A 16723-nucleotide genomic window follows, 5' to 3' on the forward strand; every position below is an offset into this window, starting at 1 on the left:
GACAGTAGAGGCAGCCAGTCGGACGTCGTCAGGCTGTGCTGTCGAGGACCATCATCATTGCTGTCGCACGAGCACGGTTCTCGATGGAATCGACGCTGAACCCGAAGTGCTGCGATAGTTTCGTGAGCCGGTGCGCGACGCTGCTGTGGTGCAGGTGCATTCGGTCGGCGGCGGTGCGGAGCGTGCCCGATTGCAGATAGATCCGAAGCGTTGCAACAAGTTCCGATCCGAACTCGGTCTCGCCCAGTGTACGGGCGCGGACGAGATCGGGGATGGCCTCGTGCGGAAGGTTGTGGTCTGCGGCCAGTAGATTGAGTGCGCCGAGCTCGACGGCGTCGACAATCGGCACAGAGTCGGAGGCGTGGCTTCGCGCGAAGCGAGCTGTGCCGAGGTAGCGGTGGGCTTTCGATGCGGCGGCAGGAAGCGAAATCCCCACGTGCGCAACACGTGTGGTGATGGAGCTGTGGTCGGTGACGGGCAGCAGCACCTCGTCGTCGACGGTGATCGGAAGTGCCTTTCCCGCTATGGCGTCGGACGGACAGCTCAGCTCTGCGTCGGTGGCGTACACGACGATTCGGACTGTGGCGTCGGGATCGATTCCGAGTCCGGCGCACGAGGTCAGCACCGCCAGATCGTCCATCGGGAAAAGCAGGTTGACTGTGTGTTCGGCGGGGGTGAGGGCGCGGCGCGGCTGCAGCAATATCGCCGCGGTCAGCGCCATTCGGTCGACGAGCATGTCATCGAGCGGAAGTGTCGGACCTGGCCTCTCGATCCACACGTTCCCGACGACGGCGTCGTCGATGACGACGTCTTTGATCGACGACGGCGCCAGTTGCGGTTGTGGGGACCACTTTCCGCGGGTGTCGCAGCGTCGGGGTTCCCGGCCGGCTCCGGGCCAACCAGTGACATCCATGCCCACGACGCAGTCTGCGAGAGCTGCGCTGGCCCGCATCATGGCTGCGGTGTCAGCACCGTGCCGGATGAGCGCGTCGAAGTAATCGATCACGCGTACCAGGTTCGCGGAACTCGCGTCGAGCTCCCCGAGCCGGTACATCAATCCTTGCATCTAGGAAAGCTACGAGGTCGAAGCCAACGTGCGCAAGCCTCGGCGAAGCGAATCCAGGGCTTCCGCATGCCCGCGCTGGCTCACTTCGGCGGTGGCGAGCAACGCTGATCCGTGAAAGGTTCCTGGATACGAGTGCAGCTCGACGCTGACCCCGGCCTGAAGTAGCCGCAGGGCGTAGTCGATACCTTCGTCGCGTAGTGGGTCGAGTTCCATCGTGCACAGGTAGGTCGGCGGGAGCCCGCTCAAATCCGTGGCCCGCGAGGGCGCGGCGTAAATCGATACGCCGGGATCGCTGGGGCCGGTGTAAGAGTCGCCGAGGTAGTACTGCCAGGACAGGATGGCGTTGGGGCGGTGCCACATCGGAGTGTCCACAAATTCGGTCATCGAGGTCGTGGTCAACCGGTCGTCCAGCTCAGGAATTTCGAGCAGCTGGAACGCGACGGGTACGACGCCTTCATCGCGGGCTTTCAGCACGGTTCCGGCAGCGAGACCACCGCCGGCGCTTTGGCCTCCCACGGCGATGCGGTTCGGGTCGATACCCAGCTCGTCAGCGTGTGCGTGGATGAACAACAGTGCTGCGTAGCAGTCGTGCAACGGACCGGGGAAAGGAGTCTCGGGGGCAAGGCGGTATTCGACGCTGGCCACAGCGAATCCGAGTTCGCGAATGACATCGACGCAGTACGGGTCGCTGGATTGTGCGGTGCCTATTGCGAAGCCGCCGCCGTGGATCCACAGGAGCACGGGTAGCGGTCCGACTGCGTTCTCGGGTGTGAAGAAGCGGATCGTCACATCCGGGTCGTCCCCGAGGCCGGGTACCGCCAGCTCGCGGAGGTTGACGCCGTCGAACGACAGATCGGCTAGGAAGGATTCGAGCAGGACGTCGAAAGTCGCTCGCGCAGAGGGTATATCGGCAAAGTCGACGCTCGGCAACATAGTAATTGCCGCCGCGAGCTCCGGATCGAGCGTGGGAAATGCTGTCATGCGTTCATCTTGTACCGCGGTGTGCTCCACGTCACTGGGCACACGGAGGAAGTCCGACCATCGTCGTCCGACAGGCGTCGGACGATCTCGCACGCAGACGCGGTCAGAACCCTGCGATTCTTGCCGTCACAGCGGCAGCGGCCGGTCCTCTACGACACTTTTCATGACGAGCGTGGAGCTGAGGCGTTGAACGCCGGGGAGGGCTCCGAGGTGTTCGTCGTACAGCTGCTGGAACGCCGGTAAATCACGTGCGATGACGCGAAGTAGATAGTCAGGGTCTCCGAAGAGTCGTTGGGCTTGCAGAATTTGCGGAGTCTCGATCGCAGCCTGCTCGAAGGCTTTGAGGATGTCCGGATCGGACGTTCGCATCGTGACGAATATGAGCGCCTCGAAGGTGAGTCCGAGGACATGGGCGTCGAGGTAGGCGCGGTAGCCGCGGATCGCACCGGACTGTTCCAGGGCGCGGAGCCGACGGTGGCAGGGGGAGAGGCTGAGGCGGACGCGGTCGGCGAGGTCCGTGAGGGTTAGGCGCCCATCCGCCTGAAGCTCCGCAAGAATCTTTCTGTCTGTTGCATCCACGAGGAAGATTCTTCCCCAAATCGACGTCGCGTGAGCAAACTTCGCAAACATCTTTCGGGTGTTTCGTTCTAGCGTTTCTGGTAGTGGAATACGGGCCGAAGCGAGCTCGCCAAATGCGGAGGGGCTGAAGGGTAATGCCAGTCGAAACCGTTGCCGCGTTCTGGGCGGTGTCGCTGTTGTTCGTGCTTACACCGGGTGCGGATTGGGCGTACGCGATCGCTGCGGGTTTGCGCAATCGAACCGTTCTTCCCGCGGTCGGGGGAATGCTCACGGGGCATCTCGCGATGACCGTGGTCGTTGCTGCCGGAGTTGCTGCGGTGGTGGCCCGGACAACCGGTGTGCTCACGGCTTTGACGTTCTTCGGGGCGGCGTACTTGATCTGGCTCGGCGTGACGATGTTGAGGAGTTCGACTGTGCCGCAGCTCGATACGAACTTGGCGCCGAACTCGTGGATGCGGCAGGCGGCGAAGGGCATGGGTATCAGCGGCCTCAATCCAAAGGTGTTTCTGCTGTTTCTTGCGTTGTTGCCGCAGTTCACGGACACGGGTTCGAGGTGGCCTGTGGCGTTACAGATCGTCGCGCTCGGCCTGGTCCACACAGTGAGTTGTGCGGTGGTGTATACCGGCGTGGGGATGGCGGCGCGGCACGTGCTGCGTGCGCGGCCGGGGGCCGCCCAGGTCATGACCTGGATCTCGGGTGGCGCGATGATCCTCATCGGAGGGGTGCTGGTCACGCAACAGCTCAATCCTTGACCAGCAAGAGCTTCCGGCAGCACACGCAGCCACGCAGTGTGACGCGTGACTCATTTGCGCCCGTAGCGGGTTGCAGACTTCGGTGGTGGGTAATCCACTGACAGCCCGCCGATCGGGCAGGGCTGACACCAACGCAGAGGGGACATACGCCATGAGTGCAATCGACAAGGCAAAGAACAAGGTCGACGAACTGGTCGGAGACGTCAAGGAGAAGCTCGGCCAGGCGACCGGTGACAAGAGCACCGAGCGCGAAGGCAAGGGTGACCAGACCAAGGCGAACCTGAAGGATGCCGGCGAGAAGGTCAAGGACGCGTTCGGCAACTAAGTCTGCGTCGCTGTTTGCAAGACGGCGGTGACACGAGCGGCAACCCTGCGGGGTTGCCGCTCGTCGCATGTGCAAAACCCGCACCCGCGCTCAACGTGCAATGTGCGGCTCGAGATTCAAGGTTCGAAAGTCGGTTTGGCGCGGCTGACCAGCGGGAACTCTATGTGCAGCGTGGCCACCGCAGGCCTGCGCAACGTCAGCGAGGTGCCCCAATGATCGTGCTCGGTGTCATTCTGCTTCTAGTCGGCTTCATCGCCAAAATCTCCATTCTGTGGACCATCGGTATCGTGCTCGTGGTTATCGGGCTGGTCCTGGTTCTGCTCGGTCGGACTGGCCGACCGGTCGGCGGGCGAGCCCACTACTTCTGACCAGCTGCGCTTCTCTGTGCGCCCTCTGCGATGAGTGGCGAACTCGTGTTTCTGGTCGAGACTCGATTCGGCGACGATCTCCGATCCCGCCCGGCAGTTTCGGGCGGGATCAGACCAGGGATCGAAAGATGTCCAGCCGAGCTCGGACTGCGCTCCCGTCCGTCATGTCGACGCAGTCGAGGAGCCAGTCCGTCGCGGTGGCGACGTGGGTTTCACGGATCGCGGCCTTCGTGAGCGGTATATGTGTCCCGCGCACTGTGAACGCTCGAATCCCCAACGCGCACATGAGCGGAACTGCCGTGTTGTCGACGGCAAGTTCGCCGCAGACGGCGACCTTGCGTTCGCGAAATCCATCGCAGGTTGCTTTCACCAGCTGCAGCACAGCCGGATCCAAGTTGTCGGAAAGATGGGCCACCGCGGCATTTCCGCGTTCTGCTGCCATTGTGTATTGCGTGAGATCGTTGGTTCCGATGCTGACGAAGTCGACGTACTTGGCCAGAGCTGCCGCCCGGAGGGCGGCGGCAGGAACTTCGACCATGACACCGACACCGATTTGCGGGCGGCCGCCGCACCTGGCCACAGCCCAGTCGAGCAGTTTGCGTGCAGCCGTGACCTCGGCGACCGTCGTCACCATAGGGAACATCACGTTGACCCGATGGGTCAGCGCAGTGCGCGCGATCGCGACAAGCTGGTCGGACAGGAGTGTTGGAAACGTGAGTCCGTACCGCAGACCTCGGGTGCCGAGGAACGGGTTTGCCTCCAGCAGTTGCGGAACGTATGGCAACGATTTGTCGCCGCCGATATCGAGCGTGCGAATGGTGAGCGGGCGGTCCCCGAGAGTTTCGGCGATGGCCTGGTAAATCGCGGCTTGCTCGTCGATTGTGGGTGGAGTCGGTCGGTCCAGAAAGAGAAACTCGGTCCGGACCAGACCGGCGAGATCGGCGCCGTTCTCCGCCGCGCGACGCGCGTCCTCGACCGAGCCGATAGTCGCACCGACCAGAATCTCGACGCCGTCACGCGTCACTGCCGGCTCGAACGCCTGAGTCTGCGCTCGGCTCAGACGTTCGTCGAGGTCTGCCTGGCGGGATCGAAACTTGGTGAGTGTCGACTTGGACGGGTTGACGGCGAGTTCGCCCGACGATCCGTCGAGTGCGACGACGGTTCCGGCCGCGATGTCGACTTCAGCTCCGCCGACTGCTGGAATGCCGTTGGCTCGCAACAGGACAGCCGTGTGCGAGGTGGAGCTGCCCGCTGCCAGCACGACTCCGCTCACTCGGTCGGGATTGAGTTCGAGAACCTGGGCCGGGGTGAGGTCGCCGGCGATCAAGATGCCGGATGCGCCGATGATCGAGGGAGCAACGGTGCCGCTCAGCGCGTGCCGAACCTGCGCGCCCACCGCTCGCACGTCTGCTGCCCGCTCGCGGATGTACTGGTCGGTGACGTAGCCGAAAGCCGCTGTCACGCGCTCGATTTCGGTAGACCACGCATGTATTGCGTTTTCGCCGGCCAAGATTCGCGCGCGAGCCCCGTCCAATAGTTCGGGATCGGTCAGCAACGCCGCGTGCACGTCGAAGATTTGTGCCGCCCCTTCACCGATCCGGTCTGCGGCCGTACGTCGGTCGTGCAACACGACGTCGGTGACAGTAGCTATAGCGGACTCGAGTCGGCGGAGTTCCTCGTCGGCACCTTGCGATTCCTCCGGCACAGGACCGAACGAATCGTCGGCTGTCCAGGCGGGTCCGATCGCGACCCCACGCGACAGGCCGACGGTACGAGCCTTGGGAAAATTGGATGCCAGCGGCGCATTCGAATGAAGGGCGGCAACAGCTGTCACGGCGTCGTCTGCCTGAACGCCGCTCGCCCGAACTTCCACGACGTGGCCCGACCGGACGCCGAGCGTGACGACCTTCGTCAGACTGCCTGCCGAAACCCAACCCGACGCGGTGGTCGCATTGCGCACATTTACGACCGCGTCGAACTGTCCCGCTGCCGCAACAAGTCGAGCGGCGGGCCTGGCATGCAGTCCATGCGGATCTGTGACTGTGAAATGCGCTGCGCAGTAATCAGTTTCCGTTGCATTCGATAGTTCGGGTAGCGATCGTCGCACTAGCTCCAGATGCTTGCCGACGAGTCCCTCGAGTGCACCCGCGGCAACTTCGTCCCGATTGCCGCCGCCGGCGGCGGTGATGACCCCGGCAATCAACCCCTCGACGAGCAGGGCCCGGCAGAGGGTCACGCGTTCTCGAACCTCGTCGGCGAGAAATTCGAGCACTGCGGATGTGTCCGCGATATCGGGATCCACCAGCACGACGACCCCTGCGCCGTCATCAGCACGTGCGATGGCCGCGGCGACCTGAGTGGGGTCGAGGCCGGCAGCGTCGTCGTCCAACCGCGCGGCGAGTTCGATCCGCGCCTTGGGAACGATCCTGTGCGCGAAAGAGACTGCCGCGCCCGCAAGGGCACCGTTGTACGAAACTACGACGATGCCGATCATCCGCGGACCCGGATCATGCTGGGCCCGCTGCGGCTGGTTCGTCCCTTGATCTCGTCATGCCTCCTCCGGAAGGACGGTCATGACCATTGTTGCGCGCAATCGCACCTTTGGTCTCGCCTTAGGTGAAGCGGAGACGGAACGTCGCCTGTGCGCTGGTGGCCTAGCCGGTCGTCGGCGCGGGGATGCTCTGCTCGAAACTGAAGACATTTCGTGGGTCGTAGGTGGCCTTCACTCGGCGCAATCGCTCGACGTGGTCGCCGTAGTATGCGTACTCCCAGTCCGAGGCGGGGGCGTTCGGCACATTGACGTAGGCGCCGTCGCCGAACGGTCGCAGAGCACGCCAGAACTCGCCGGCCCAGCCGAGCGCCGCCGAATGTTGTGTTGGGTCGTTCCACGCGGCGCCGGGCTCGCAGTAGAAGAGAGCATCTCGGTGCGGGAATGCCGACCCGCCGGGCGGAGCGTGCCCGACCGCTCCGCCGAAGCTGGTGCAGTAGAAGTTGCTCGGCGGGCTGGGTGTGTTGGCCATGTAGTGGACGATCAGATCGATGGCCTCGTCGGGGAACGGAGTCTTGACGAACTGAGAGTGGAATTTCCAGAAGGGGAGTTCGGGCGCGCGGTCGACATGCTGGTAGATGATCGGCCACGGATCGTTCATGAAGGTGAGCTCGGGTGTGCCGATTGTCAGCAGCGACCTGAGTTGTTCGTCCAGCTCTCGGCGCGTGCCGCCGAAAAGGACGGCGGACAGTTCGATTGCGGTCGAGTCCACCTCGAGAGCGCTGGTCAGACGATTGTCTGCGTTCGGTGCGTCGCGCTGCCAGGTGCGCAGCAGTTCACCGAGATGTTCGTGTCCGGTCCACCGGGCGATCACGAACTCGACGTGGGGGAGTTCGTGCACCTTCAACGTGTACGACGTCGCGATACCGAAGTTGCCGCCACCACCGCCGCGGCAGGCCCACAACAACTCGGCGTTGCTGTCCTCGTCGACTTTGATGGCTTTCGCTGACGAGGGTCCGTCAGCCACGACGATCTCGGTAGCAATCAGGTTGTCGCACGCCAATCCCAGGCTGCGGGTGAGCAATCCGAATCCGCCTCCGAGAACGACACCGCCGAGGCCGACGCCTCCTTCCGAGCCGGTCGGCAAGACGAAGCCTCGTTGCCCGAGTGTCCGAACTGTCTCTTTCTGTGTGAGGCCGGTCCCGACTGTCACCGTGCGCGCGGACTCGTCGAACTGCACGCTCTTCATCCGACTGACGTCGATGATGACGCCCCCGTCCACAGCGGACCACCCTTCGAGGTTGTGACGCCCGCTCCGAGCCCGCAGCGCCAGCCCCTGCTCGCGGGCCCAGGTGATCGCGTTGACCACGTCTTGCGTGTCGGCGGCGAAAACGATGGCATCGGGATAGCGGGAAAACAGGCGATTCCACCCGGTCCGCGCCGCCTCGTAATCGGGATCACCCGCACGCACTACCGCGCCGGTCAGGCGGGGCGTGGTTGTCGTCATGGACTTGACCTCCGGGTCAGAAAAATAGCTCGGTCCGAGAGTGAAATCGGTTGAACATCAATGCGTTTGCAGCCGTGCTCTAGAGGTGGAGGAGCGTACTGAAAGGTGGCTCGATGCGTGCGGTATCAGAGGACAGGGCACACCAGGGCAATCATTGCCAGAACATCGGGCGGCCGTTAGAGGCGAAAGGCCCTTGACTTCGGGCACCGGACAAGCGGTGATCGGGATCGCGTTGTCCCATCGAGGCAGATGTGAGACGGTGAGAAAGAGCCTGGTACTCGGGCTCCCGGACGAGGGGTGCTGTACCCGGCGCGCGACAAGACGGCCCGTTGGAGGTTGTCGTGTCTTGGTTCGTTCTTGTGCTTTCCGGTGTGCTGGAAGCGGTCTGGGCTACGGCGCTCGGGCGGTCCGAGGGGTTCAGTCGTTTAGTGCCGTCGCTCGTATTCGTCGCGGCACTGGTCGCGAGCATGGCCGGCTTGGCGTACGCGATGCGCGACCTGCCGATCGGGACGTCCTACGCGGTCTGGGTCGGAATCGGTGCGGTACTGACCGTCGTCTACGCGATGTCGACTGGCTCCGAGGGCGTTTCCGTGCTGAAGGTTCTCTTCCTGCTCATGATCATCGCAGGTGTCGTGGGCCTCAAGGTTGCGCACTGAGCGGGCGCTGCAGCCCTAGGATGCCAGGGCGCGCGTTCCGGTCTTGTGGTCCAGTTCTTTTACTGCGCAATCGTACTGGGCTTTGAAGGTCGCAACCAGATCCGCGACCGTGAGGTTGTCTTTGACCGCGCCGATGCCCTGTCCCGCGCCCCAGATGTCCTTCCAGGCTTTGGCATCGCTGTTGCCGCCCGAGCCGAAGTTCATCGCCGACGGATCGGACTCGGGAAGGCCGTCGGGATCCAGACCGGCGGCGGAGATGCTGCCCCGCAGATAGTTTCCGTGGATGCCCGTGAAGAGGTTGCTGTAGACGATGTCCTTGGCCGTCGAATCGACGATCATCTTCTTGTAGCCGGGATCGGCGTTGGCCTCGGCGGTGGAGATGAATGCCGAACCGATGTAAGCAAGATCGGCACCGGCAGCCAGCGCCGCGAGAATGGAGCGACCGTGCGCGATGGCGCCCGACAGCAATACGGGCCCGTCGAACCACTCGCGGATCTCCTGCACGAGCGCGAACGGTGACTGCGTGCCGGCGTGGCCACCGGCCCCTGTGCCGACGGCGATGATGCCGTCGGCACCCTTCGCGATCGCTTTACGTGCGAATTCGTCGCTGATGACGTCGTGTAGCACGATTCCGCCGTAGGAGTGGACGGCGTCGTTGATGTCGGGTCGCGCCCCGAGCGAGGTGATGACGATCGGAACCTTGTGCTCGACGATCACCGCCATATCGTGTTCGAGGCGGTCGTTGGAACGGTGGACGATCTGGTTGACAGCGAAGGGGGCCACTACCGCATCAGGATGTGCAAGCTGGTAGCTCGCGTTTTCCTCTGTAATCCGATCGAGCCAGTCCGCCAACATCGACGAGGGCCGCGCATTCAGTGCCGGGAAAGACCCGACGATCCCGGCCTGGCACTGGGCGATGACCAACTCCGGGCCCGAGCAGATGAACAACGGTGACCCGACAACGGGCAACGCGAGCTTGCCGGAAAGCGCTGGTGGCAGTGCCATGTGAATCCTTCGGTCGGGGCGATTGGCGGCATCTGGCGGTCCGCGAGTACTCGAGACGTGACGCAAGGGTATTGGGAAATGCAGGCTTTTGCAAATTGTTGCATAACCTGGCGTGTGGAAGGCAAGCTGGCGTGCAGCCACCTCCGTATGCTGCGTGACGACGAGAGAGAAAGACCCGACATGTCCTTGCCGCACGCGATCCTCACCGCATTGATCGAGAAGCCCTCCTCGGGGCTCGGCCTCGCGCGCCGATTCGACAAGTCGATTCGGTACTTCTGGTCCGCAACGCACCAGCAGATCTACCGCGAACTGGGCAAGTTGGAAGAGGCGGGACTGATTCGGGCGCGCGAAGGCGAGGTCGTGGCCCAGGGGCAGCGGAAGACATTCGACGTACTTCCGGCCGGCCATGCCGAGCTGCGGCGGTGGGTAGCCGAAGAGCAGGATCCACGACCGTTGCGCGATCCGATGCTGCTCCGAATCCGGGCATCGGCGGCCGTCGGCGGAACAGACTTGGTCGATGAACTCACCCGGCACCTCGAGTTGCATCGCCGCCAGCTTCAGCACTACCGAGAGATCGAAGCGCGCGATTTCTCCGACGTCGTTTCCAGCGAAGCGGCGATGCAACACCTCGTGCTTCGCGCAGGCGTGGGCTTGGAACTGTTCTGGACCGCGTGGCTTGCCGACGCAATCGAGACCGCTCACACAGTCGCTGCGCAGGAGGCGGAAGGCCGGTAGCGGAGGTCGACTTCAAACCCCCACAGCGGCGGTGTCCGTATGGGACCCGGTACGCGACCCACGGTGAAGAGGTGCGACCGGTAGGTCCGCACACGCTAAATCGGAATCCCCGCAGGCATTCTCGGTCGACCGGTACAGCTGCTGCGAATCAGGAGTCGGTCTCATTGGCATCGATGTAGCTGCGATAGACGGAGAGCAGCGCGCGTTTCTGCGACTCGGTGAGTCTGCGGTCCGCACGCAACGCTGCCTCGGTGGCGCCGTCGTCGGCCGCGACGGGGTCTGTGAGTAGCCCGGCCTGTTCGAGCATTGCTTCCGCGGAAAGGTTGAGAGCAGAGGCAATCGATTTGAGGATGCGAACCGACGGCTCGTGCATACCGCGCTCGATCTGACTCAGGTACGGATTGGAGACCGCAGTCATTGCGGAAAGCTGGCGCAGCGACAGATTTGCCATCTGTCGCTGCGCCCTGATGAATTCGCCCAATAGCTTGGAGCTGTCATCGGGATCGGTCGGCATTGTCGTCCCTGCGTTGATCGAGGCGGCGGATGCCTTGAACCTACTAGGTCAGGCAGCCTTCGCCGGTGCGAAGACGCCGGCGAGGTTGATGGCGAAGTCGCGCTGCGCCGTCAACAGGTCGATGGCAACGTCGAAGCGCGCCGATGTGAGGGCCTCGAGTACGGACCGGGGTGAGGCCGCGTGACCGGCCCGACTACCAACGCAATCGGTCAGCGGCAGCAGGTCGCCTGTGCCGTGCCGGCATCCTGCAGTTCGACCGCATCCGCGGCGGCCGTCGTGCTGCCGCAAGCGCATTCGCCAGTTGGGTCGGCTGCAAGCAGATCCGGTGTGGTGCCGAAGGTCTCGGCATCGGCGAGCACGGTGTAGACCTCCCACTTCTCGTTCGCCGGCCCGGTCACCCAGACCTTGTCCTGCGTGGCGAAACAACAGGTGGTGCCGATTTCCTCCTGAGTGAACAGCCCCTCGTCTGTGAAGCGAGCGATCTCAGCGTGCACCTTTGCGCTGGATTCGACCTCGACGCCGAGGTGGTTGATCGAACCACCTCGACCGGCGTTCTCGATGAGCACTAGCTTGAGCGGCGGCTCGGCGATCGCGAAGTTCGCGTAACCCTCCTTCAGTTTCGCCGGCGCGGTGCCGAAAAGCTTGGAGTAGAACGTGACTGACGCGGCGAGGTCGTCGACGTTGAGGGCGAGCTGGACACAAGACATGATGAGAACCTCCATCTTGTGAGACATATGTCGAACTGCTCGACATCACCAGGATGGCACCTTTTTGACATAAGTCAATATCATAGGCAGAATTGCTTCATGCCCAAGTCGTTGCCCCTGGTCGACATGTCCGCGCCGGTCTGCTGCGCACCCGTTGCCGCCGGGCCGATCGACGACGCGGACGCACTGGAGGTGGCGTTGCGACTCAAAGCACTTGCCGACCCGGCCCGAGTGAAGCTGATGTCCCTGCTGCTCACCACCGCCACCGAGGCAACGACCGGCGACCTCGCCGCCGTCGTCGGCCTGTCCGAGTCGACCGTCAGCCACCACGTCGGTCAACTCCGGACCGCGGGCCTGATCGAATCCGAACGCCACGGCATGAACGTGCACCATCGGGCGCGGCGCGAGGCGTTGTCGGCGCTCTGTGTGGTGCTCGACCCGAACTGCTGCACCTGATTGTCGGTGTCCTCTAGGTAACCGGGCGCAGCTCCATTTGCTAGGCGCGGCGCAAGGACGCCGGGCGACGCATCAGGCCGTGTCGGTGCTCGGTCCGGTGTTGGTTGCTCCGCCCTCGTCGGACCAATCAGTTTGAACGGCATCGCCTTTGCCGGGGTCGCTGTCGACGTCGTCGCGAGCGCCGTCCGGCGCGTCGGTGGTCGGCGTTGTGGATACGCGGTCGGGCGTCGACGGAGTTGTCATGGTTGTCGAATTCCCCCATGTGGCACGTCTGAAACGGTGATATCGCTACGGTGCGCGCGCTTTCGCCGGCCTGGATCTTTCGGCTCGCCGGAGCACACATTAGGAGCGGGGAAGGCGACGGGTGCGGGTGTACGCTGCGCCCGTGACGATCGTTGACGAAAAGGTCGTTTCCTTCACCACTTTCAAGCGCGACGGGTCCGCGGTGAGCACGCCCGTGTGGATCGTGGATCTCGGGAACGGGTCGGCGGGCTTCTATACGCCGTCGGTGTCGGGCAAGACAAAGAGATTGAAGGACGATCCGCGGGTGTTTTGCGGCCGTGCAGTTCGCAGGGAAAGCTGAGAGCCGGAACCGCGCCGGTGGGTGATATTGCTGTCGTAGTCGATGCTGCCGAGCGTGACGCGGTGTACGAGCGGGTCGTTGTGAAGTACGGCGTGCAGGTCAAGATCTTTCGTAGTCTGGCCACGGTGGGTGGTTGGATCAAGCGCAAACAGTTCCCCTATGGCGACCCGGGCGTCGTCATCACGCTCGACACCTGACGCGCCCGGCTTGGCTATTTCTACTGACTGCCAACGGGATTCGGCGAACTATCGCGTTTCGACGACGGCTGTGCACAGACCGTGGGTTGTCGCCGCCCGCGGTACAGCGCCGCAGGCGAACAGCCGCTGGGTGAACCCGACGAAGCCGTCGAGGTCGTGCAATCCTGCGGCAAACTCATCTGAAGGTAGCGCGCAAGCGTCTGTCGCTGACGACGGCGGAGGGACGCACGGCGAAAGCATGCACGGCGTTCCGGTGAGCGGCATCGATCTGGTCATCCGGCAGTCGCAATATTGGCAGCAAACTCCCAAAAGCGAGGGTATGCGCACTCATCGCTGGATCAGCCAATGGAAGAAACTGGGCTTGACCTCCGCGCGAACCAGGCGCACACTGTCATTAACGGCACAGTGTGCCGTTGAACGGCACAGCTGGAGGTTGGGTAATGACGTTAATGAACGATCGTGTCGTCGGGGCGGCCGACGTGTATATGACCGAAGAGCGACTCGCGATCCAATCGATGGCCCGCGAGTTCGCGGCCAAAGAGGTGTTGCCCGTTGCCAATGCGCTAGACCCCGTCAAGGGCGAGATTCCGATGGACCTGCGCCGCAAGATGGCAGACCTCGGATTCTTCGGAATCCTGATTCCCGAGGAGTACGGCGGATTGGGATTGGGGGTGTTCGAGTACGCGTTAATTGTGGAAGAACTTGCCCGGGCGTGGATGAGCGTTGCGAGCCTGATCGCGCGGGGTCAACAGTTCACCACCGGCTTCTCGGAGGCGCAGCGCCGTGAGTATCTGCCGAGAATGGCGACGGGTGAATTCCTGAGCGCGTTCGCTTTGTCAGAAGCCGATGCCGGATCCGACGTTTCGGCGCTGAGTACCCGAGCGAAGCGAACGGCCGACGGATGGCAGATCACCGGCCAGAAGATGTGGTGCACGTTCGCGGACGGCGCCGATTATCTGCAGGTCTTCGCTCGGACGGCACCCGTCGATCTGCAGCACCGGTCGCGTGGAATCAGTTGCTTTCTGATGCCGAAGGGTCGTGGTGAGCTACCGGAGGGTGTGTCCGGAACACCGGTGCACAGATCGGGTACCACGGCTGGAAGACGTGGGAGCTGTCGTTCGACAACGCCCCCGTCGACGCGGACGCGCTGGTCGGTGCCGAAGGCGATGGGTTCAAGATCGCAATGGGCGACCTGGATACCGCGCGCATCCATACCGCGGCGCGTGCAATCGGACTCGCGCGTGGAGCGTTGGAAGACTCGATTACCTATGCGCACCAACGGGTTCAGTTCGGTCGGCCGATCGGCGACAACCAAGCAATTCGTTTCAAGATCGCACATATGGCCACCGAGATCGAGGCTGCTCGGGCGTTGATGTACCGCGTCTGCGCCGAAGTCGACCGGGGTGTGCCCATCAGTTTGCAGGCGTCGATGCTGAAGTACATCGCCTCGGAGATGTCCGAACGCGTCACCAGCGAAGGCCTCCAAATCCATGGCGGTGCAGGGTATACCGCCGACTTCGCTGTCGAGCGATATTGGCGCGACGCGCGCTTGACGAAAATATTCGAGGGCACGTCCGAGATCCAACTGAAGATCATCTCCGACCGCCTTCTCGGACGGACCGCACGATGAACACAAACAGCACTGGACCACTGCGCGGCGTCGTCGTTCTCGACCTGACGGCGGTACTCGCAGGTCCCTTCGCGACGATGGTGTTGGCCGACCTGGGTGCCGACGTCATCAAGATCGAGCCGCCCCGGGGTGACTTCATCCGCCAGCAAGGTCCCTTCGCGCCTGATGACGAATTGCGTGCTTACGGCGGCTACTTCCAGAGCATCAACCGCAATAAACGCAGCGTGGTCCTCGATCTGACGACAATCGGAGGCCGTGACGCGTTGCTGGAAATGGTAATTCACGCCGACGTGCTCGTAGAGAATTACAGCCACGGCGTGATGGACCGACTCGGACTCGCCTACGAGCAGCTGCGCGAGGTCAATCCAAAGCTCGTGTACACCGCGGTTCGCGGGTTCGGGGACGAGCGGACCGGAGCGAGCCCGATGCGTGAATGGCCGGCGTATGACATCAACGTCCAGGCGCTGAGCGGGCTCATGGAAGTCACAGGCTCGCCCGATGGACCGCCCATGAAAGCCGGGCCGGGCCTCGGTGACACTGTGGCCGGTCTGTTCGCGGTCGTCGGGTTGCTGTCGGCGTTGCATCGAGCACAACGAGACGGCGTCGGCTCGTTCGTCGATGTCGCGATGTACGACGCCATGCTCGCGATGTGCGAACGCACGGTCTATCAATACTCCTACACCGGCACTGTCCCTACGCGCCAAGGCAATACGCATCCGCTGCTGTCGCCGTTCGAGGTGCTACCGGCGTCGGACGGATGGGTCAGCATTGCGGCCCCTGCGGACGGTCACTGGATCGAGCTGTGCTCGCTGATCGGTCGGCCCGACCTGATTGCCGATCCACGAACTCGCAGTAACGTCGCACGCACCCGCCACCAAGAACTGGTGCGCGAGGCGCTTTCGGAATGGACCTCGACGCGGTCGAAGCACCAGATCACGGCCGCACTGGGCGGAAACGTTCCTGTCGCAGCGGTGAACAACGTCGAAGACATCTTCGCCGACCCGCATGTCAAGGCACGCGGGATGCTCGCCGACGTCAGGCACCCCGGATCGGCGCGACCGGTGACCATCGTCAACACGCCTATCAGGTTCGCCGATCTCCCGCCGGCGACAGTTCGTCGCGCACCGTTGCTCGGCGAGCACACCGCTGAAGTACTTGCCGAATTCGCTTCGGTGACAACACAGAAGGAAGAAGAACATGCGTAGTACACATCCGCGCCGGTCATGTCTGGCGGTACCCGGGTCGAGTCCCAAAATGATCGAGAAGGCCAAGGGCTTGGACGCCGACCAGGTATTCCTCGACCTCGAGGATGCTTGTGCGCCACTGGCAAAGCCCGGGGCTCGCAAGACCATCGTCAGCGCTCTCAACGAGGGCGGATGGGGTTCGAAGATCCGCGTGGTGCGCGTCAACGACCTGACCACGCGGTGGACCTACCGCGATGTAGTCGAGGTAGTCGAGGGTGCCGGTCAGAATCTCGACGCCATCATGCTCCCCAAGGTGCAGTCCGCCGCGCAGATCCACTGGCTCGACTTCACGCTGACTCAGATCGAGAAGACCCTGGGCTTCGAGGTTGGCCGAATCGGTATCGAGGCGCAGATCGAAGACGCTGCCGGCTTGATCAACGTCGACTCGATCGCCGCCGCCTCGCCCCGCAACGAGACAATCATTTTCGGCCCCGCCGATTTCATGGCTAGCATCAACATGAAATCGCTGGTCATAGGTGAGCAGCCACCCGGTTACGAGATCGGGGACGCCTTTCATTACCCGCTGATGCGGATCCTGATGGCAGCACGCGCTCACGACCTGCAAGCGATCGACGGGCCCTACGTCCAGATCCGCAACGTCGATGGCTTTCGAGTCGTGGCGGGCAGGTCGGCGGCTCTGGGGTTCGACGGCAAGTGGGTTCTGCACCCAGGCCAAATTGCCGCAGCGAACCAAACATTTAATCCCACACAGCATGACTACGACCATGCCGAGAACATCCTCGACGCCTACCGGTGGTTCACGTCCGAAGCTGGAGGCCGACTGGGCGCGGTCATGCTCGGCGACGAAATGATCGACGAGGCTTCTCGCAAAATGGCCCTGGTCGTCTCCAACCAGGGCCGAGCAGCGGGTATGCGACGCATCGATACGTGGTCTCCGCCCGTTCCTGTCAACTCCGCATCCTGAAAGGC

General features: G+C 63.2%; 19 protein-coding genes, 1 pseudogene and 1 riboswitch. Of the genes and pseudogenes, 11 read left to right on the forward strand and 9 right to left on the reverse strand.

Annotated elements, in window-relative coordinates:
• Positions 1–28: 28 nt before the first annotated feature.
• The 3 genes from JGU72_RS20815 to JGU72_RS20825 all read right to left on the reverse strand — a co-directional run bounded on the left by JGU72_RS20815 (position 29) and on the right by JGU72_RS20825 (position 2626).
• Positions 29–1066, reverse strand: a complete 1038-nt coding sequence (locus JGU72_RS20815) for a helix-turn-helix domain-containing protein (RefSeq protein ID WP_233532717.1) — start codon at positions 1064–1066, stop codon at positions 29–31.
• A gap of 9 nt (positions 1067–1075) precedes the next feature.
• Positions 1076–2047, reverse strand: coding sequence for an alpha/beta hydrolase (locus JGU72_RS20820; protein WP_199685945.1), 972 nt, complete (start codon positions 2045–2047; stop codon positions 1076–1078).
• A 126-nt stretch (positions 2048–2173) separates the two neighbouring features.
• A complete protein-coding gene (locus tag JGU72_RS20825) occupies positions 2174–2626 on the reverse strand; it encodes an Lrp/AsnC family transcriptional regulator (RefSeq protein ID WP_199685946.1) in 453 nt (150 codons plus the stop codon).
• Positions 2627–2760: 134 nt separating this feature from the next.
• On the opposite strand from JGU72_RS20825, the gene JGU72_RS20830 reads away from it, so the two are divergent.
• From JGU72_RS20830 to JGU72_RS20840, 3 genes are all read left to right on the forward strand, one after another.
• Complete coding sequence (locus JGU72_RS20830) at positions 2761–3378, forward strand: LysE family translocator (RefSeq protein ID WP_199685947.1); 618 nt, start codon at positions 2761–2763, stop codon at positions 3376–3378.
• A gap of 151 nt (positions 3379–3529) precedes the next feature.
• Complete coding sequence (locus tag JGU72_RS20835; protein ID WP_199685948.1) at positions 3530–3703, forward strand: CsbD family protein; 174 nt, start codon at positions 3530–3532, stop codon at positions 3701–3703.
• A 95-nt stretch (positions 3704–3798) separates the two neighbouring features.
• Positions 3799–4071, forward strand: a complete 273-nt coding sequence (locus JGU72_RS20840; RefSeq protein WP_199686123.1) for a DUF6131 family protein — start codon at positions 3799–3801, stop codon at positions 4069–4071.
• Between the two features lie 109 nt (positions 4072–4180).
• Here the strand turns inward: JGU72_RS20840 and ptsP are convergent, their stop codons facing one another.
• Together ptsP and JGU72_RS20850 are read right to left on the reverse strand one after the other, a co-directional pair.
• Positions 4181–6565: a phosphoenolpyruvate--protein phosphotransferase gene (gene ptsP, locus JGU72_RS20845; protein ID WP_199685949.1), complete on the reverse strand. Its 2385-nt coding sequence runs from the start codon at positions 6563–6565 to the stop codon at positions 4181–4183.
• A 160-nt stretch (positions 6566–6725) separates the two neighbouring features.
• Positions 6726–8066, reverse strand: a complete 1341-nt coding sequence (locus JGU72_RS20850; protein ID WP_199685950.1) for an FAD-binding oxidoreductase — start codon at positions 8064–8066, stop codon at positions 6726–6728.
• Between the two features lie 264 nt (positions 8067–8330).
• A riboswitch (guanidine-III (ykkC-III) riboswitch) is annotated at positions 8331–8397 on the forward strand.
• Positions 8398–8407: 10 nt separating this feature from the next.
• Here JGU72_RS20850 and JGU72_RS20855 point away from each other — a divergent pair.
• A complete protein-coding gene (locus JGU72_RS20855; protein ID WP_199685951.1) occupies positions 8408–8722 on the forward strand; it encodes a DMT family transporter in 315 nt (104 codons plus the stop codon).
• A 15-nt stretch (positions 8723–8737) separates the two neighbouring features.
• Here the strand turns inward: JGU72_RS20855 and JGU72_RS20860 are convergent, their stop codons facing one another.
• Positions 8738–9727 carry an NAD(P)H-dependent flavin oxidoreductase gene (locus JGU72_RS20860; protein WP_199685952.1) on the reverse strand — a complete coding sequence of 330 codons (990 nt, stop codon included), beginning with the start codon at positions 9725–9727 and terminating at the stop codon, positions 8738–8740.
• 180 nt (positions 9728–9907) lie between these two features.
• Between JGU72_RS20860 and JGU72_RS20865 the strand changes: the two genes are divergently transcribed.
• Positions 9908–10462, forward strand: coding sequence for a PadR family transcriptional regulator (locus tag JGU72_RS20865; RefSeq protein ID WP_199685953.1), 555 nt, complete (start codon positions 9908–9910; stop codon positions 10460–10462).
• A 148-nt stretch (positions 10463–10610) separates the two neighbouring features.
• On the opposite strand, the gene JGU72_RS20870 is transcribed toward JGU72_RS20865, so the two are convergent.
• Together JGU72_RS20870 and JGU72_RS20875 are read right to left on the reverse strand one after the other, a co-directional pair.
• Positions 10611–10976, reverse strand: a complete 366-nt coding sequence (locus JGU72_RS20870) for a helix-turn-helix domain-containing protein (protein WP_199685954.1) — start codon at positions 10974–10976, stop codon at positions 10611–10613.
• A 209-nt stretch (positions 10977–11185) separates the two neighbouring features.
• Positions 11186–11683: an ArsI/CadI family heavy metal resistance metalloenzyme gene (locus JGU72_RS20875; protein WP_199686124.1), complete on the reverse strand. Its 498-nt coding sequence runs from the start codon at positions 11681–11683 to the stop codon at positions 11186–11188.
• A gap of 99 nt (positions 11684–11782) precedes the next feature.
• On the opposite strand from JGU72_RS20875, the gene JGU72_RS20880 reads away from it, so the two are divergent.
• Positions 11783–12139, forward strand: a complete 357-nt coding sequence (locus JGU72_RS20880) for an Rv2640c family ArsR-like transcriptional regulator (RefSeq protein WP_199685955.1) — start codon at positions 11783–11785, stop codon at positions 12137–12139.
• Positions 12140–12211: 72 nt separating this feature from the next.
• On the opposite strand, the gene JGU72_RS20885 is transcribed toward JGU72_RS20880, so the two are convergent.
• Positions 12212–12382, reverse strand: coding sequence for a hypothetical protein (locus tag JGU72_RS20885; protein WP_199685956.1), 171 nt, complete (start codon positions 12380–12382; stop codon positions 12212–12214).
• A gap of 142 nt (positions 12383–12524) precedes the next feature.
• Here JGU72_RS20885 and JGU72_RS20890 point away from each other — a divergent pair, with 142 nt between their 5' ends.
• The 5 genes and pseudogenes from JGU72_RS20890 (at position 12525) to JGU72_RS20910 (ending at position 16718) form a co-directional block, all read left to right on the forward strand.
• A complete protein-coding gene (locus tag JGU72_RS20890) occupies positions 12525–12722 on the forward strand; it encodes a PNPOx family protein (protein ID WP_199685957.1) in 198 nt (65 codons plus the stop codon).
• A gap of 17 nt (positions 12723–12739) precedes the next feature.
• Complete coding sequence (locus JGU72_RS20895) at positions 12740–12919, forward strand: hypothetical protein (protein WP_199685958.1); 180 nt, start codon at positions 12740–12742, stop codon at positions 12917–12919.
• Positions 12920–13359: 440 nt separating this feature from the next.
• Positions 13360–14549, forward strand: a pseudogene (locus JGU72_RS20900) (acyl-CoA dehydrogenase family protein).
• Positions 14546–15754 carry a CaiB/BaiF CoA transferase family protein gene (locus JGU72_RS20905; protein ID WP_199685959.1) on the forward strand — a complete coding sequence of 403 codons (1209 nt, stop codon included), beginning with the start codon at positions 14546–14548 and terminating at the stop codon, positions 15752–15754. The pseudogene JGU72_RS20900 and the gene JGU72_RS20905 overlap by 4 nt, the downstream one beginning before the upstream one ends.
• Positions 15747–16718: an HpcH/HpaI aldolase/citrate lyase family protein gene (locus tag JGU72_RS20910; protein ID WP_199685960.1), complete on the forward strand. Its 972-nt coding sequence runs from the start codon at positions 15747–15749 to the stop codon at positions 16716–16718. Before JGU72_RS20905 ends, JGU72_RS20910 begins: the two co-directional genes overlap by 8 nt.
• Positions 16719–16723 lie beyond the last annotated feature (5 nt).

Origin of the sequence: Antrihabitans auranticaus (assembly GCF_016481275.1) — a bacterium.
Taxonomy (GTDB): Bacteria; Actinomycetota; Actinomycetes; order Mycobacteriales; family Mycobacteriaceae; genus Antrihabitans.

Bases quoted from the DNA above. Each gene is read 5' to 3' on its own strand.
- JGU72_RS20815 (WP_233532717.1), bottom strand. From the start codon at position 1,066: ATGCAAGGATTGATGTACCGGCTCGGGGAGCTCGACGCGAGTTCCGCG.
- JGU72_RS20820 (WP_199685945.1), bottom strand. From the start codon at position 2,047: ATGACAGCATTTCCCACGCTCGATCCGGAGCTCGCGGCGGCAATTACT.
- JGU72_RS20830 (WP_199685947.1), top strand. From the start codon at position 2,761: ATGCCAGTCGAAACCGTTGCCGCGTTCTGGGCGGTGTCGCTGTTGTTC.
- JGU72_RS20835 (WP_199685948.1), top strand. From the start codon at position 3,530: ATGAGTGCAATCGACAAGGCAAAGAACAAGGTCGACGAACTGGTCGGA.
- ptsP (WP_199685949.1), bottom strand. From the start codon at position 6,565: ATGATCGGCATCGTCGTAGTTTCGTACAACGGTGCCCTTGCGGGCGCG.
- JGU72_RS20850 (WP_199685950.1), bottom strand. From the start codon at position 8,066: ATGACGACAACCACGCCCCGCCTGACCGGCGCGGTAGTGCGTGCGGGT.
- JGU72_RS20860 (WP_199685952.1), bottom strand. From the start codon at position 9,727: ATGGCACTGCCACCAGCGCTTTCCGGCAAGCTCGCGTTGCCCGTTGTC.
- JGU72_RS20865 (WP_199685953.1), top strand. From the start codon at position 9,908: ATGTCCTTGCCGCACGCGATCCTCACCGCATTGATCGAGAAGCCCTCC.
- JGU72_RS20870 (WP_199685954.1), bottom strand. From the start codon at position 10,976: ATGCCGACCGATCCCGATGACAGCTCCAAGCTATTGGGCGAATTCATC.
- JGU72_RS20875 (WP_199686124.1), bottom strand. From the start codon at position 11,683: ATGTCTTGTGTCCAGCTCGCCCTCAACGTCGACGACCTCGCCGCGTCA.
- JGU72_RS20880 (WP_199685955.1), top strand. From the start codon at position 11,783: ATGCCCAAGTCGTTGCCCCTGGTCGACATGTCCGCGCCGGTCTGCTGC.
- JGU72_RS20885 (WP_199685956.1), bottom strand. From the start codon at position 12,382: ATGACAACTCCGTCGACGCCCGACCGCGTATCCACAACGCCGACCACC.
- JGU72_RS20905 (WP_199685959.1), top strand. From the start codon at position 14,546: ATGAACACAAACAGCACTGGACCACTGCGCGGCGTCGTCGTTCTCGAC.
- JGU72_RS20910 (WP_199685960.1), top strand. From the start codon at position 15,747: ATGCGTAGTACACATCCGCGCCGGTCATGTCTGGCGGTACCCGGGTCG.